Consider the following 16,253-nt stretch of genomic DNA (forward strand, 5'->3'; position numbering starts at 1 on the left):
GGTAAGACCTAAGGGCGCAACGCAAGTTGCGCCCATTCTTTTATATCTGGCATGTCGCACAGCACTCGCTCCAACAGCCCGCCCACTTCTGCTTTATTGTCTCATACCCTGTATTGGCGGTACTGAACTGCGACGGCTTTTTACGCCTTATACCATTTCATATTTTGCCTGCAATCTTGTAAGCGATCTCTCACAAAATCGTGAGAAATATGCGTTTCCTGTTATCTATCCCAACGCACAAATATATAAATTTAACTTTAAATTCATTGTCTTATGTTTTTGTTTGTTCGTGAGCCGATCTTTGGGCAATGAGCAAGTTAAAGACAGTACTGTGCCCGGCGCGTAATTATCGTAGTCTTAGAGGTGTCGAAGGAATTGACACACGGAACAGGAAAACGGCCAGGGAGCAGGGTCGGTTACGGATGATAGTGAAGGCGAGGACAGCTTTCACGCTAGGGATGGTTCAGGACATGGCGGGATGCCGGCTGCAGTATTCAGGATGATACTGCTCAGGACGAGACAGGGATACTTTCAGAACGAAAGCAGGGACACCGCCAGGAAGGTCGAAGAGAGTTATTTCAGGATGAAGTAACGGATCAGGAGATCAATGGACACGTTCAGGATGAGCGTTTAAAGGAAAATCGCCGACGGATTCCGGCGCATCAAAGGAATGAGGCAGGGAGCCTATGTGTAGCCGGATTGCTGCAAGTAAGACCTAAGGGCGCAACGAAAGTTGCGCCCGTTTTATTTTGACTGGCAGGAAAATTGGCGCGGGAAACCGCTCAGCCAGGCATATGATGCGGCGGCACATAAAACTGTACCGGACGCAGCCCCTGAAAGGTGGCACATCCCTGATAGGCATCAGCACCGTCAGCTGAAAATTCAAATAAGTACAGGGTTTGCCAGCACCAGTTGCCTGCGTCATCTTTCAGGCGGTGCGATCCTCTGGCCACACTGAGCACCTGCAACCCTAGCTGCTGGCAGCGTTGAGTAATAAATTGCTGGGCCAGCTCGCTCTGCCGCCTTTGCTGCCAGAACAGGTAGCCCAGTATGGCCAGTGCCAGTATGCCAAGTAAATTATCCATCCGTGGGATGTCCTTTTTAGTTCCGTTTCATTGTTTTATTGGCCGCGAGTGGCTTGTTGCAGCCGGGTAATGGCCTCAGTCAGCTCGGCATTGGCAGTGCTGTGCAGCACCTGCAACATAGTACCGCGTAGTGCTGGCAGCATGACGAGATCGGCAAACAGCTGATTGAATAAATTCTGATCCTGAGTCTGGGCCAGGCGCAGCAAAAACTGGCTGGCTGAATCTATGTCAGCTAACCCCTTCCAGCATCGGCCGGCAATGGCAACCAGCATTTCAGGATGGCAAAGTCCAGGCTTTGCCAGTATGCCCTGAAGCTCCCGGTTCAGCATAGCCGTCTCGGCACCTGACATGGCACGCAGCAACGCAGACAACAGGAAAATGTCGGTTTCTTGTGCAGCGAGCTCGTGTTGAATACGTTCAGCCAGACGCTCAGACAGCGCCACAGGCAGCTCACAGTGTTCCAGACAGCCCAGCAACGCGTACAGCGGCGTCATAGGGAGATTCTGCAGCGCCTTGCGCAGGGCGGTCGCGTTATTTTCCTGCTTCATACGGGCGCAGATATCTGCCAGTCCCTGTAAGCCGACGCCCTGCCATTGTGCCCAATCCAGTTTACCGCTGAGATAGACCTGAGCATGTTCGTAATACTGGCTGGCTGGCAACGCCAGTTGCTGACGCAAATGGGCGTGGAAGATCGCCATTTTGTCGTCTTTTGGCTTGAAGGTGTACGGGTTGGCCGCCAGCTTTTCCTGCTCTTCTTCTGTCGGCACTGCATTGAGAGTGGCGCCCATGGCTTCGATGACATACTTAATGAAATCACCGACTGCAGCCTGTTTGAGTAAGCCCCGCTCATCCAGCGGCAGCCTGAGGAACCAGATCCACGGAGGATTGCCCGGCTGCCAGAATGAAATCGACAGGTGAGCATGCTGCTGTAACGGCCATGGATAAGGCTGGCGGTTATCTTCAACTGCTTTGAAGGTGTCTCGCTCGATTTCACAGACCCGGCGGCCCAGATCGAAAATCTTATACTGGCATCCGGCATTGTCCAACAGTTGGGTCAGGGTGTGAAATTTATCCATGGGCATGCTACTGGGCTCCTAGAGTTTGACGGCTTATGGTGGCGCATTATAGGGAGTTGAGCGTGAAGATGGTATCCTTGCGCGCCAGTTGTCCGGCTGAGCTCACCCTCAGCTATCAAGTGAGTTATGTTGATCCAGGAGTACAGCATTGGATTGTTACGAAAAAACCACCCGTTTACTGGTACGGTTAGAACAGCAGTTACGCAGGCAAGGACTGTGGCAGCACAGCCCGCCCAGTGAGGAAGCGCTGGCCAGCACTGAGCCATTTGCCATTGATACGCTGACATGTGCCGAATGGCTGCAATGGATTTTTCTGCCCCGTATGTATCATTTGGTCGAGGAAAGGCTGATGTTGCCGACTCAGTTCAATATTTACCCTTACGCGGAAGAGTCCGCCAAACTGGAACCTGAACTGGCCGGTGTGTTGCCGCTGATTGCTGAACTGGATCACTGGCTGGGCGGCGCGAACCAATGACAGAGCCAAATACTGAACTTGAGATCCTGTACCAGGATGAATATCTGGTAGCCGTCAACAAACCGGCCGGCATGCTGGTGCACCGTTCCTGGCTTGATCGTCACGAAACCCGTTTTGTGATGCAGACCCTGCGTGATCAGCTCGGTGGACAGCATGTGTTTCCGTTACACCGGCTCGACAAACCGACCTCTGGCGTACTGTTATTTGCACTCTCAAGCGAGATGGCCGCTGAGATGATGCCAAAATTTGCGGGCCGGGAGGTGAATAAAACCTATCATGCTGTGGTACGGGGCTGGGTGAAAGAAGCTGCAGTCCTGGATTATCCGCTCAAAGAAGAGCTGGATAAGATGAGCGACAAGCGGGCCTTGCAGGACAAAGCGCCGCAGGAAGCTGTCACCGCGTATCGTCCGCTCGCCAGAGTGGAAACCCAGATCCCTGTCGGCCGTTATGCGACCAGCCGCTATACCCTGATTGAAATGAAACCGGAAACCGGCCGTAAACACCAGCTGCGCCGGCACATGCATCATCTGAGTCATCATATCATTGGTGATGTGAACCATGGTGATGGCCGGCACAATCGCATGTTCAGGGAAAATTATGACTGTCACCGACTGATGCTGCATGCTTCTGCGCTGCAATTTATTCATCCGGTTACCGGTCTGCCGATAGAGATTCGTGCATCCGTGGATCAAAGCTGGCAGAGTGTGATGCAGGCCTTCCAATGGCCGCTGTCTTATCTGGACGAATAAAATCATCGTTTTTGATTGCAGGATCGCGCATTTGTGTTTCGGCATTTGCATCTGACAGGTACAGCGTTCAGAGTAATCTCAGGTTTTTGAAATTTATACAGGGAGTGAGGTGTGACTGTGATGGCAACGATTGGTGTATTTGTGGGCTCCGTGTTTGGCGGGGCTGAGGAAGTTGCTGAAGAAATCGTCAGCGAGCTGAAAACCCATGGCCACGATGCGGAACTGTTCACAGATCCCAGTCTGGATGATTTTCTTGCTTACCGGGATCAGGTCGCGCTGGTGGTTACTTCCACCACAGGACAGGGGGAGATCCCCGAAAACCTGTTACCGCTGTTTACTGCGCTGAATGATCAGTTCCCGCTGATGCCGTCGCTCAACTATGGCGTGATAGCGATGGGGGATTCCAGTTACGGTGAGGACAGATACTGTGGCGGTGGCCGGCAGTTTGACGCATTACTTCAGGAGCTGCAGGCTAAGCCCGTGACTTCGCGTCTGGATATTGATGCCTGCGTCAATTTTGATCCGGCGGAAGCGGCGCTGCCCTGGCTGCAGGATTTTATGAAAAAAGTGCAGTAATTCAAGTCGCTCACACAGCAGTATTCAAACAGGGCACCACAGCAGGTGCCCTGTTTCTGACTTACGACTTATCACTTCAGTTTGGCCAGATCGGATTCGATCTCGGCAATTTTATGGCTGACCACCTGTTCCAGATGGCGTAAATCGTCCAGAATCTTTTTCTTGATGTCGACATCGGTGTGGCGTTTTTTGGTGATTTTATCTAGCTCGTCGGTCACAAAAGTCAGCTTGCGGTTGATCTCCGAGACTTCCTTGGCTTCACGGTTGCCGCTGTTTACGATGACAGACTTAGACTGGCGTTGAAATTTGAACTTCATGCTTTTGGCAAAAAGCTCTCCTTTTGCTTTGGCGAAGTAGATTTTCAGAATGTCATTCGCAGCTTCCTGGCGCAGACTATAACTTTCAATGCGTTCAGGGTGTTCGATGCCCAGGCTGGTAAGGTTGGGGTACATGGCGGCCTCGTGTTGTTTCAGTCAATAAACCGTCTGCGCTCAGTACAACAAATGCGAACCCAAGTGGCATTTCACTGGCGTTGATAGAGGCAGTTTGTTGCTACTCTAGCAATTTATGCGGGTTAAATCTTGCATGCGGCGCAGAATCTGCGTCAAGGATTCGCAACAGCCCGTCATGTTTCGATGACGGGCTGACTGCTTCGGCTATGTCGCGTCGTCAATACGTTCAATCAATGCCGCCTTGAGCGCCGACTCCTGCTCTGTGGTCAGTTGCTGACCTTCCTCATTGACCAGAATAAAAAAGTCTTCTGCTCGTTCCCCTATGGTGGTGATCTTGGCGGCCTGCAGACTGACATTCAAGTCTGCAAACACTGAGCCTATCCGGGCAAGCAGTCCCGGCATGTCCAGCGCCACCAGCTCCATCATGGTCTTTTTGCCGGTTTTGGTTGGCAGAAAATCGACCTGGGTTTTGACGTTGAAATGGCGCAGTTTGCGCGGCGGACGCTTATTGCGCCGCACCGACACCATAGTGTCCAGGGCATGGATAAGATCGTCCCGAACTGTGGCGCGGCGGTTGTCCGTCAGGGGATCGCCGTTTGGATCGAGCACCATGAAGGTATCTAAGGTGTAGCCATCTTTACTGGTCATGATTTGTGCATCATGAACGCTGAGGTTTTTCTTATCCAGCTCGGCCACGACAATGGCAAACAGCTTGGCTTTGTCCCGGCTGTATACGAACACTTCGGTACCGCCACGGGTCGGCTTTTTGCTGATCAGGATCAGCGGCTCATCCGGATTCTCATGTTTCAGCAGCGCTTCGGCATGCCAGGCAATCTGCTGGTGGGTGTGACGCAGAAAATAGTCGGCTTTAAAACGTTGCCAGAGCACGTCGACTTCACGCTGGCTGAAGCCCTGGCTGCGCAGCAGGGCAGAGGCCATCTGCTGGTTGTGACGAATACGTTCGCGGACATCGGGCGGGTTTTCAAGGCCGCGGCGCAGCGCTTTCTGGCTGGAGTAATACAGCTCGGCCAGCAAGGTGCGCTTCCAGCTGTTCCACAGCTCCTGATTGGTGGCGCAGATATCTGCCACAGTCAGGCAAATCAGATAATCCAATCGCTCCTCATCGCGCACTGCCTTGGCAAATTCCGTGATCACATCCGGATCATAGATGTCTCTGCGCTGAGCGGTGACAGACATCAGCAGGTGATTTTTGACCAGCCAGGTGACCAGATTGGCTTCCGGACGGGACAGACCATGCTCAAGACAGAAACGGTAGGCGTCGTCTGCCCCGAGCTCGGAATGGTCGCCACCTCGTCCTTTGGCGATGTCGTGGAAAATTGCCGCCAGTATCAGCAATTCTTTTTTCTGAATACGCGGATACACTTCACAGCAGATAGGGTGCAACTCCCGGTTGGTCGGATCGCTGAATTTGTTCATGTGTTTGAGCAGGCGGACACTGTGCTCATCAACGGTATAAACGTGGAACAGATCGAACTGCATTTGCCCGACGATTTGGCTCCACTGTGGCAGATAAGCGGCAAGCACACCGTGGCGGTGCATCAGGCGGAAAGCTTTGTTCAGGGCATTTGGCTGGCGCACCAGTGCCATGAATTTTTCGCGGGCTTCAGGAATATCGACCAAAAAGCGGTTCAGACGCCGGCGAGCAGTGCGTAACTGGCGCAGCGTGGGGGCTGAAATGCCTTCTATCTCTGAATTGCCTGCGATATGCAGGAACATGTCGAGAATGGTTTCCGGACGCGCCTGAAACAGAGCGGGTTTCCTGGCTTCGATCAGGTTGCCGACCAGGCGGAAATCCTCGTCCAGATCGACGATGGCTAACTCGTCACCGTTTTTTAGTATCGCCTGATCAAACAGCTGCAGCAGCATTTTGTTGAGCTCGGCCACACGCCTGAGCGTCCGGTAAAACTCTTTCATCATCATTTCGACCGGCTTGTTGCCTTCCCCTTCGTAGCCCAGCTTTTGTGCGACGGAAGCCTGATGCTCGAAGGTCAGTCGGTTATCGTAACGTTTGAGTTCGCAATGCAGAGCAAAACGGATGCGCCACAGAGAGGCCTGACATTCATACAGCTCACGGTATTCAGCATCGGTCAGGAATCCGAACCGACTCATTTCCAGCAGATTGGTCGCGCCAAAATGGCGGCGGGCGACCCAGCTCAGGGTGTGAATGTCACGCAGACCGCCAGGGCTGGATTTGATATCAGGTTCCAGATTATAGGTGGTGTCGTGATAACGGGCATGGCGGATGCGCTGTTCTTCGACTTTGGCACGGTAGAAGGCTTCGCTTGGCCAGAATTTGCCGGAATTGACCTGATCCTGTAATTGCAGAAAGCTGTCTTCACTGCCGCACAGCAAGCGCGCTTCCTGGAGATTGGTGGCTACGGTCAAATCTTCCAGCCCGATATTGATACACTCTTCAACGGTACGGACGCTGTGACCCACTTCCAGCTTGAGATCCCACAATAAGGTCAGAAACTCACTGATTTGTTTCCCCGTGTGGTTATCAAGCGGGGTGGCACTGAGCAGCAGGATGTCGACGTCAGACAAGGGATGCAGCTCGCCGCGACCGTATCCGCCGACTGCAACCAGCGAGAGATCGTCGCGCTGATTGAGGCCGAACTGAGGCCAGAGATGGCGAAGCAGCCGGTCAATACAGCCCGCTCTGGCTTCAACCAGCTCGGTCACAGGAACATGCTGGGAGAACAGCAACTGCTGCTGCTCGTTGAATTGCTCCAGCTCTTCTTTGAGCATGGTAAGAAGCTGAGCTGTGTCTTCGCAGCTGGCTGGGGTGTGAGGTTCGGATTGAATCTGTGTCATTGCTGTCCATGCCATGTTGAGGTATCAGTGACGGGCAATAAAGCCTTTTCCCAAGCCTTTGCTGGTGACTGGGGAAATTGTCGTCTCTTTACTCTAGCCTGAATTAGGGCAACAAAAAAGCCAGCAATGTGCTGGCTTTGAGTCAATGCTCAGTTGTGGTCTGATTGAGCTGCGGATCAGGCGTTTTTCATCACCCGAGGCAGGCTTTCTTCTTTACGCAGGGTCAGGATTTCACAGCCGGTATCGGTGACCAGCAGTGTGTGTTCCCATTGTGCCGATTTCTTGCCATCGACTGTGTATACCGTCCAGCCGTCCTCATCATCAAGGAGGCAACCGAATTTACCGGCATTGATCATTGGCTCGATGGTAAAACACATACCCGCTTTCAGTACCGTGCGATCGGCGTTTTTGTAATGGACGACCTGCGGCTCTTCATGGAATTCATCGCCGATGCCGTGGCCACAGTAGTCTCTGACAATGGTGAAACGGCTGTTGCCGTTTTTGACAAACTTCTGGATTGTGGTGCCAATTTCGCCCAGCTTGGTGCCTGGCTTCACCTTTTTAATGGCCTGATAAAGGCTTTCCTGCGCGACACGGCACAGGCGCTTGTCTTCCAGAGAGACGTCACCCACTTCGAACATTTTAGAGGTATCGCCGTGGTAACCATCTTTAATGACTGTGATATCAATGTTGATGATATCGCCATCCTTCAATATGTCTTGCTCGCTCGGAATACCGTGACACACCACATGATTGATCGACGTACAGATGGATTTAGGGAAACCGTGATAGTTCAGCGGAGCCGGGATCGCACCCTGAGTTTCGGTGATGTACTCATGACAAATCCGGTTCAGTTCTTCAGTGGATACGCCAGGTTTGACATACGGCTCAATCATTTCCAGTACGTCGGCGGCCAGCTGGCCGGCCACGCGCATTTTTTCAATTTCTTCAGCCGTCTTGATCTTAATGCTCATGCAAACTTCTCTGCTCTGTCAGTCTCTATACTTTATATGGTATCAGCGAGAGCGGAGGATGAAAACTGACTTTGGCCTGCGCAGAAGATTTTGACTGGATTTTTGCGGTCTGAATATGGTATAAAGCGCGCCGTAATTTGGCATATTGTGCTTCGGCGAAAGTCGGTACTGCGGGTCAGATTACGAAAACATTATTTTATTTAATCACTCACACATATCGACACGTGCTCCGGGGTGCCCAAGACTTATGAGTAAGTCGGCCGTAACAAGGTCAAGGGTCGGTAGCATGGGATATGTGGACGCCTAACCCCAATTGAGGAATATTCAATGGCAACTGTATCAATGCGCGACATGCTGAAGGCTGGTGTACACTTTGGTCACCAAACCCGTTACTGGAACCCTAAGATGAAGCCATTCATCTTCGGTGCTCGTAACCGTGTACACATCATCAACCTTGAAAAAACTGTACCAATGTTCAACGAAGCGCTGGCAGAAATCAACAAGATCGCTGCTCGCAAAGGTAAAATCCTGTTCGTTGGTACTAAGCGTGCTGCAAGCGAATCTATCAAAGAAGCAGCAAACAGCTGTGATCAGTACTACGTGAACAACCGTTGGTTGGGCGGTATGCTGACTAACTGGAAAACTGTTCGTCAGTCAATCAAGCGTCTGAAAGATCTGGAGACTCAGTCTACCGATGGTACTTTCGACAAGCTGACTAAGAAAGAAGCGCTGATGCGTACTCGTGAAATGGAAAAACTGGAGAAATCTCTGGGCGGTATCAAGAACATGGGCGGTCTGCCAGACGCAATGTTCGTTATCGATGCTGATCACGAGCACATTGCTATCAAAGAAGCGAACAACCTGGGTATCCCAGTATTCTCTATCGTAGATACTAACTCTAACCCAGACGGCGTAGATTACGTTATCCCAGGTAACGATGACGCAATCCGTGCTATCCAGCTGTACACAGGTGCTGTTGCAACTACTGTTACTGAAGCTCGTAACCAGGACATCGCTGTTCAGGCTGAGCAAGACGGTTTCGTAGAAGCTGAGTAATCAGTCGCTCCTTTGAGCATCTTAAGTTACCTTGTGTAAACTAAGTATGGTTAACAGGGGCCGTTTACAGGCCCCTGATTTTTACACCAAGATTTGAAAACTGAGGATATAACAATGGCAACAGTTACAGCTGCCCTGGTTAAAGAACTGCGTGAGCGTACTGGCGCAGGTATGATGGAATGTAAAAAAGCACTGGTTGAAGCAAATGCTGATATCGAGCTGGCCATCGAGAACATGCGTAAGAGCGGTGCTGCAAAAGCGGCTAAGAAAGCAGGTAACATCGCTGCTGAAGGTTCTATCATCATCAAGAACAACGACAATCTGGCTGCTCTGGTAGAAGTGAACTGCCAGACTGACTTCGTTGCTAAAGACGGTAACTTCCTGACTTTCGCCAACGAAGTCGCTGATGCTGCACTGGCTAGCAAAGCTGACATCGCTGAACTGCAAGCTCAGTTCGAAGAGAAGCGTGTTGCACTGGTTGCAAAAATTGGTGAGAACATCTCTATCCGTCGTGTTGCTTACATCGAAGGTGAGAAAGTGGCTTCTTACCGTCACGGCGACCGTATCGGTGTTGTTGTTGCGGGTAACGGCGAAGACGAAACCCTGAAGCACATTGCAATGCACGTTGCAGCTTCACGCCCAGAGTACGTGAACCCAGAAGACGTACCTGCTGACGTGGTTGCAAAAGAGCGTGAAGTTCAGGTTGAAATCGCCATGAACGAAGGCAAGCCTCAAGAAATCGCTGAGAAGATGGTTGAAGGCCGCATGAAGAAGTTCACTGGTGAAGTCTCTCTGACTGGCCAGCCTTTCATCATGGAACCAAAGAAATCTGTAGGTGATTTCCTGAAAGAAAGCGGTGCTTCTGTTTCTACCTTTATCCGCCTGGAAGTAGGTGAAGGTATTGAGAAAGCAGAAGGCCTGAGCTTCGCTGAAGAAGTGGCTCTGGCGCAGAAAGGTTAATCTTTCGCAAATTGCTTATAGAAGACCGTGGCCAAGGCTGCGGTCTTTTTACAACTCCATATCTCTATAGTAAGCCTGGAAGGTACAATAAATGACCACGAATCCTAAACCGACTTATCAACGGATCCTGCTGAAACTGAGTGGCGAAGCGCTGCAGGGCGACGAAGGTTTTGGTATTGATGCACATGTGCTTGACCGCATGGCTCAGGAAATCAAAGAACTGGTAGAACTGGGCGTACAAGTTGGTCTGGTTATCGGTGGTGGTAACCTGTTCCGTGGTGCAGGTCTGGCTGCTGCGGGTATGAACCGAGTTGTGGGCGATCACATGGGTATGCTGGCGACAGTGATGAATGGCCTTGCCATGCGTGACGCGCTGCACCGTGCCTATGTGAACGCGAAAGTAATGTCAGCCATTCCGCTGAATGGTGTCTGTGACAGCTATAACTGGGCAGAAGCTATCAGCCAGCTTCGCCAGGGCAGGGTGGTTATTTTCTCTGCAGGTACAGGTAATCCTTTCTTTACAACAGATTCAGCGGCATGTCTGCGCGGTATTGAAATTGAAGCTGATGTTGTGCTGAAAGCCACAAAAGTGGACGGTGTTTACAGCGACGATCCAGTTAAAAACCCAGAAGCTGTTCTTTATGATAAGCTAGGTTATCAGGACGTTCTGGAACAAGAGCTGAAAGTCATGGATCTCGCCGCCTTCACATTGGCTCGTGACCACGGTATGCCGATTCGTGTGTTCAACATGAATAAACCAGGCGCACTGCGTAAAGTTGTGATGGGTGAGCCGGAAGGTACCTTGATCGCTCACAGCGAGTAAGGGCGTAACATATTGATAGGGTAGGAAAACAGCTTCCTGCTAAGACCGACTATTCAAGGGTACAAACGTGATTAACGATATTAAAACTGATGCGCAAACGCGCATGGACAAAAGTGTTGAAGCACTGAAAACTCAGCTGGCAAAAGTGCGTACTGGTCGTGCACATCCAAGTTTGCTAGATGGTATTCAGGTTGACTACTACGGATCTAACACGCCGCTGCGTCAAGTAGCTAACGTCATCGCTGAAGATGCCCGTACCCTGGCCATTACGGTATTCGACAAAGAACTGACGCCTAAAATTGAAAAGGCGATCATGATGTCGGATCTGGGCCTTAACCCTTCATCTGCGGGTACGGTTATCCGGGTTCCACTGCCACCATTGACGGAAGAGCGTCGTAAAGATCTGGTTAAAGTTGTTCGCGCTGAAGCAGAACAAGGCCGTGTCGCTATTCGTAATATCCGTCGTGATGCCAACGCAGAAGTGAAGGCGCTACTGAAAGACAAAGAGATTTCAGAAGACGATGATCGTCGTGCTCAGGATGACATTCAGAAGCTGACTGATGCCGCTGTGAAGAAAATTGATACCATTTTGGAAGCGAAAGAAAAAGAGTTGATGGAAGTTTAAGGTTCTCCTTACTTATTATTGACTCTGGCTTGATAAGCTCTAAAGCGCTGTGCGTGCAGCACGGCGCTTTTTTGTTGAGGGAAAAGTATGACAGAGCATACAAGCAGCACTGAATGGTACACCCAGAACCTGCCCAAGCACGTGGCTATCATTATGGATGGTAACGGGCGCTGGGCTAAGGCAAAGGGTAAAGCGCGGGTGTTTGGCCATAAAGCCGGTGTAGAAGCCGTACGTAAAACTGTCTCTGCTGCGAGCCGTCTTGGTATCCAGGTAGTGACTCTGTTTGCATTCAGCAGTGAGAACTGGCGCCGCCCGGAAGATGAAGTGTCTTTATTGATGGAACTCTTTCTGACTGTTCTTGGCCGGGAAGTGAAGCGTCTGCACAAAAATAACATCCGTCTTAAAATTATTGGCGACACCAGCCGCTTCAGTCAGCGTCTTCAAGACAAAATCCTGGCAGCCGAAACCTTAACCGCTGCCAACACCGGCATGGTGCTGAACGTGGCGGCAAATTATGGCGGGCAATGGGATATTCTTCAGGCCACTCAGGCTCTTGCCAGAGACGTGGCCGAGCAGGGGCTGACCCCGGACGATATCACTGAAGACATGCTGGCTGCTCGCTTATCCACCAGTGGTTTGCCTGATGTCGATCTTCTTATTCGTACCAGTGGTGAATGCCGGATCAGCAACTTTATGCTGTGGCAGACCGCCTATGCCGAGTTGTATTTCACACCGCAACTCTGGCCTGATTTTGATGAAAATACCTTAGCCGATGCTATTGCCTGGTTCATGGATCGGGAGCGTCGTTTTGGTTGTACGGGTGAACAAATAAAAAAGTTACTGAAAGCTCAGTAACACCAAGATGGTAGCGTGGAAAATGGAACCCCGCTGCCATTCTGAAAACAAGCTCGTGGCTTGTTGGATTGCTGCCAAGCAAGATATTGCTGAGAAGCGACAACGATAAATAATAACGAGAGGAACAAGCTTGCTTAAGCAACGAATTTTGACTGCATTGGTTCTGGCGCCATTAGTGATAGCCGGAATCTTCCTGCTACCTTTTTCGGGTTTTATGTTGGCTATCGCAGGTATCACCCTGGCTGGCTTCTGGGAATGGACCCAGTTTGTAAATGCCCGTTCACGCCTGCTGGCAATGGTACCCCCTGTCTTAGTCTTACTGGCGTCGTTACTGGCCCTCCCTGCTGATGCCATCGAATTGGGTAATTTGCAATTTCCACATCACATCATGTTAGCGGCAGGTGGCGCCTGGTGGTTGTTTGCCTGTTTACTGGTCGTGACCTATCCGAACCAATCTGGCTTCTGGGTTCGTTCAACCACACTTCGCTACCTTTTTGGCTTACTCACCCTGATTCCCTTTTTCTGGGGCGTCGTCATGCTACGTGCTGTTAATTATGCCGAATCCCCCTATCTGGGCGCCAAACTGGTTCTGTTGGTGTGTTTACTGGTCTGGGCGGCTGACAGCGGGGCTTATTTCGCGGGTAAGCGATTTGGCCGCCACAAAATGGCTCCCAGAGTCAGCCCGAATAAAACCCTTGAAGGGCTTGCCGGTGGTGTAGTGCTGGCAGTGGTCGTCGCGTGGGCAACCGCAGAACTGTTTGGTATAACCTTTAATAATAGCGGTGCACTGTTAGTGACAGTGGTGTTGACTGTGATTGCCTCTGTATTTGGTGATCTGGCAGAAAGTATGCTCAAGCGAGTTTCCGGAATTAAAGACAGTGGACAGATATTACCTGGGCACGGTGGTATTCTGGATCGGATAGACAGCCTGACGGCAGCATTGCCTGTCTTTGCATTGCTCTATCTCTGGCTTATCTGAGACCTGATTCGGGGGGAAGCGGGTAACCACTTCCCCCATTTTGATTTTGATACCCTTGATAGTGTGTTGACCCCTTGTTCACACACTGACTGAAAATGAAGGTTAGGATGATGGCTGAGAACAGCCAGAATTCGTAAAGTAGTGAAGGTATGCGTAAGTTAACGATTCTTGGAGCAACGGGATCAATTGGCACCAGTACACTGGCCGTAGTGGCAAACAATCCTGACCATTTTGAAGTGGTCGCGCTGGCCGCGGGTACAGACAGCCGTAAAATGTTTGAACTTTGCTGTCAGTGGCAGCCCAAGTTTGCTGCTATGGCCTGTGAGCAGGCCGCACGTGAACTGTCCGGGCAGTTGAAAGCTCACGGTGTCGCCACTCAGGTACTGGCAGGTGTCGCTGGCATGTGCGAGATTGCCGCGCTGGATGAAGTGGATACCGTAATGGCCGCCATAGTGGGGGCGGCCGGACTGATGCCGACTATGTCTGCGGTCAAAGCCGGAAAACGTGTTCTGCTGGCCAATAAGGAAGCCCTGGTGATGTCTGGCCAGATGTTTATTGATGCCGTTGCGAAGTATGACGCAGAATTATTACCGGTGGACAGTGAACATAATGCTATCTATCAGTGTCTACCTTTAGGTGTTCAACAGCAGACCGGGCGTTGTGATCTGTCTGCGGCAGGGATCAGCAAGATCTTGCTGACCGGCTCTGGCGGCCCATTTCGCTATACCGACCCTCGGGATCTGGAGACTGTGACCCCGGAAATGGCCATTGCGCATCCAAACTGGTCGATGGGACCAAAGATCTCCGTCGACTCGGCCACTATGATGAATAAAGGGCTGGAGTACATAGAAGCCCGATGGTTGTTTAATGCGTCTAGAGAGCAAATGGAGGTGCTGATTCATCCCCAGTCAGTCATCCACTCTATGGTACAGTACAAAGATGGCTCAGTGGTTGCGCAGATGGGATTGCCGGATATGCAGACGCCAATCGCCTTTGCCATGGCCTATCCTGAAAGGGTGGATGCCGGTGTGAAACCGCTTGATTTTACCCAAGCGGGAGAACTGACTTTTATGGCGCCGGATATGTCGCGTTATCCGTGTCTGCAGCTTGCGATAGATGCGTGCTACAGTGGGCAGGCAGCAACCACGTCGCTCAATGCTGCCAATGAGGTGGCAGTGGCAGAGTTTCTGGCCGGTGGTATACGTTTTACCGATATCGCGCGAGTGAACCAGCAGGTGCTGGATCAGGTTAACCTGACAGAGCCGCGGAGTCTGGAGTGTGTGATGGCGTTAGATGCTGATGCACGACAGTTGGCGCAGCAAGTGATTCAGAAGGTAGCTAAATGATGGGAATTTTGTGGAATCTGGGTGCCTTTCTCGTTGCGCTGGGCATTTTAATCGCGGTGCATGAATTCGGACACTTCTGGGTTGCACGCCGTTGCGGCGTGTATGTGGAGCGTTTTTCCATTGGTTTTGGTAAACCTCTCTGGCGTCGTGTCGACAAGCAAGGCACCGAGTACATACTGGCAATGATCCCACTCGGCGGCTATGTCAAAATGCTCGATGAGCGGGTTGACACCGTACCGGCTGAACGCCGCCACCAGGCTTTCAATAACAAATCATTGTGGCAAAGAAGTGCCATTGTGGCGGCAGGTCCTATTGCTAACTTCGTTTTTGCCATCTTTGCCTATTGGGTTGTGTACCTGATTGGTGTCCCTGCGGTTAAGCCGGTTATCGGAGAGGTTGCACCGCAATCAATAGCCGCCCAGGCCGGTATCGAAAACGGCATGGAACTTAAGTCAGTTTCTGGTATCCAAACTCCGGATTGGGAATCCGTCAATATGGCCATGATAAGCCATATTGGTGATGATACGATGACGCTGACAGCCGTGCCATCGGAAGAATCTTACGAAAAAACATTTAATCTGGATTTGCGCAACTGGTCATTTGATCCGGAAAGTGAGCGTATACTGACTACTCTGGGTATCACGCCGTTTTCCCCGCCGATCACGCTCGAAATTGGTCAGCTGGTGGATAACGGAGCGGCCAAAAAAGCCGGCTTCGAAATAGGGGATACGATTGTCGCTATCGACAAGCAGCCGATTACTCAATGGCAGCAGGTGGTTGATGCGGTTCGCTCCAGCCCGGATCAGGCACTGACTGTTGAGCTGCGCCGTGGTAACGAGCTGGTGGAAGCTTCTCTGACGCCCATTACTAAAGAGTTGCCAAGTGGTGAGTGGGTTGGATACGCTGGTTTCGCACCTGTTATGTCAGAGTGGCCAGCAGATCAGCGTTTTGTTCGTCAGTATGGTCCTCTGGAAGCGATTGGCGAAGCCACCGAAAAAACCTGGCAACTGGTGACACTGACCTTTGATATGGTGACCAAGCTGGTGACCGGGGATGTGGCGCTGAAGAATTTAAGCGGCCCGATTTCTATCGCCAAAGGTGCGGGAACAACGGCTGACTATGGCATAGTGTACTTTTTGGGTTTTCTGGCTTTAATTAGCGTTAACCTGGGTATAGTGAACCTCTTGCCGCTGCCTGTGCTGGATGGTGGGCATTTACTCTTTTTTGCAATTGAAGCTGTGACACGACGTCCTGTTTCGGAGCGTATACAAGATCTTGGTTACCGTCTTGGATCTGTGATTTTAGTCGTTTTGATGGCTGTAGCGCTCATAAATGATTTTACCCGCCTTTAATAAGTGCGTTTTTAGCAAGGAATAATCAGAACAGT

At 51.2% G+C, this 16,253-nt stretch carries 16 protein-coding genes; 11 read left to right on the forward strand and 5 right to left on the reverse strand.

The features are described from left to right. Positions 1-782 precede the first annotated feature (782 nt). Both D6M16_RS21640 and D6M16_RS21645 read right to left on the reverse strand, forming a co-directional pair. Positions 783-1,085: a DUF3301 domain-containing protein gene (locus tag D6M16_RS21640; protein WP_120513922.1), complete on the reverse strand. Its 303-nt coding sequence runs from the start codon at positions 1,083-1,085 to the stop codon at positions 783-785. A 35-nt stretch (positions 1,086-1,120) separates the two neighbouring features. Then, the gene (locus D6M16_RS21645) at positions 1,121-2,167 is read right to left on the reverse strand and encodes a DUF3549 family protein (protein WP_120513923.1); all 1,047 of its coding nucleotides are present in this window, start codon (positions 2,165-2,167) and stop codon (positions 1,121-1,123) included. A gap of 142 nt (positions 2,168-2,309) precedes the next feature. On the opposite strand from D6M16_RS21645, the gene D6M16_RS21650 reads away from it, so the two are divergent. From D6M16_RS21650 to D6M16_RS21660, 3 genes are all read left to right on the forward strand, one after another. Further along, the gene (locus D6M16_RS21650) at positions 2,310-2,636 is read left to right on the forward strand and encodes a YqcC family protein (RefSeq protein WP_120513924.1); all 327 of its coding nucleotides are present in this window, start codon (positions 2,310-2,312) and stop codon (positions 2,634-2,636) included. Next, positions 2,633-3,385, forward strand: a complete 753-nt coding sequence (truC, locus tag D6M16_RS21655) for a tRNA pseudouridine(65) synthase TruC (RefSeq protein WP_120513925.1) — start codon at positions 2,633-2,635, stop codon at positions 3,383-3,385. The genes D6M16_RS21650 and truC overlap by 4 nt, the downstream gene beginning before the upstream one ends. A gap of 120 nt (positions 3,386-3,505) precedes the next feature. Beyond that, positions 3,506-3,961, forward strand: a complete 456-nt coding sequence (locus D6M16_RS21660) for a flavodoxin (RefSeq protein WP_120513965.1) — start codon at positions 3,506-3,508, stop codon at positions 3,959-3,961. Positions 3,962-4,032: 71 nt separating this feature from the next. Here D6M16_RS21660 and D6M16_RS21665 read toward each other — a convergent pair whose 3' ends face one another. From D6M16_RS21665 to map, 3 genes are all read right to left on the reverse strand, one after another. Then, on the reverse strand, positions 4,033-4,413 hold the full coding sequence (locus D6M16_RS21665; protein WP_120513926.1) for a DUF3461 family protein: 381 nt from the start codon (positions 4,411-4,413) through the stop codon (positions 4,033-4,035). A gap of 204 nt (positions 4,414-4,617) precedes the next feature. After that, entirely contained in the window at positions 4,618-7,248 is a 2,631-nt protein-coding gene (glnD, locus tag D6M16_RS21670) for a bifunctional uridylyltransferase/uridylyl-removing protein GlnD (RefSeq protein ID WP_120513927.1), read from the reverse strand. A gap of 176 nt (positions 7,249-7,424) precedes the next feature. Further along, positions 7,425-8,222 (reverse strand): type I methionyl aminopeptidase, encoded by a 798-nt coding sequence (gene map / locus D6M16_RS21675; RefSeq protein ID WP_120513928.1) that lies wholly within the window; start codon positions 8,220-8,222, stop codon positions 7,425-7,427. Positions 8,223-8,549: 327 nt separating this feature from the next. On the opposite strand from map, the gene rpsB reads away from it, so the two are divergent. From rpsB to rseP, 8 genes are all read left to right on the forward strand, one after another. Next, complete coding sequence (rpsB, locus tag D6M16_RS21680; protein ID WP_027251663.1) at positions 8,550-9,278, forward strand: 30S ribosomal protein S2; 729 nt, start codon at positions 8,550-8,552, stop codon at positions 9,276-9,278. Positions 9,279-9,392: 114 nt separating this feature from the next. Next, complete coding sequence (gene tsf, locus D6M16_RS21685) at positions 9,393-10,238, forward strand: translation elongation factor Ts (RefSeq protein ID WP_120513929.1); 846 nt, start codon at positions 9,393-9,395, stop codon at positions 10,236-10,238. A gap of 91 nt (positions 10,239-10,329) precedes the next feature. Continuing rightward, positions 10,330-11,061, forward strand: coding sequence for a UMP kinase (gene pyrH, locus D6M16_RS21690; RefSeq protein WP_027251665.1), 732 nt, complete (start codon positions 10,330-10,332; stop codon positions 11,059-11,061). Positions 11,062-11,128: 67 nt separating this feature from the next. After that, complete coding sequence (frr, locus tag D6M16_RS21695) at positions 11,129-11,686, forward strand: ribosome recycling factor (protein WP_120513930.1); 558 nt, start codon at positions 11,129-11,131, stop codon at positions 11,684-11,686. An 87-nt stretch (positions 11,687-11,773) separates the two neighbouring features. Then, positions 11,774-12,541 (forward strand): isoprenyl transferase, encoded by a 768-nt coding sequence (locus D6M16_RS21700; protein WP_120513931.1) that lies wholly within the window; start codon positions 11,774-11,776, stop codon positions 12,539-12,541. A gap of 130 nt (positions 12,542-12,671) precedes the next feature. Then, the gene (locus D6M16_RS21705; protein ID WP_120513932.1) at positions 12,672-13,520 is read left to right on the forward strand and encodes a phosphatidate cytidylyltransferase; all 849 of its coding nucleotides are present in this window, start codon (positions 12,672-12,674) and stop codon (positions 13,518-13,520) included. 149 nt (positions 13,521-13,669) lie between these two features. Continuing rightward, entirely contained in the window at positions 13,670-14,866 is a 1,197-nt protein-coding gene (gene ispC / locus D6M16_RS21710) for a 1-deoxy-D-xylulose-5-phosphate reductoisomerase (protein ID WP_120513933.1), read from the forward strand. Further along, positions 14,863-16,218: a sigma E protease regulator RseP gene (gene rseP, locus D6M16_RS21715; RefSeq protein ID WP_120513934.1), complete on the forward strand. Its 1,356-nt coding sequence runs from the start codon at positions 14,863-14,865 to the stop codon at positions 16,216-16,218. Before ispC ends, rseP begins: the two co-directional genes overlap by 4 nt. Positions 16,219-16,253 lie beyond the last annotated feature (35 nt).

Origin of the sequence: Photobacterium salinisoli, from assembly GCF_003614885.1 — a bacterium.
Taxonomy (GTDB): domain Bacteria; phylum Pseudomonadota; class Gammaproteobacteria; order Enterobacterales; family Vibrionaceae; genus Photobacterium; species Photobacterium salinisoli.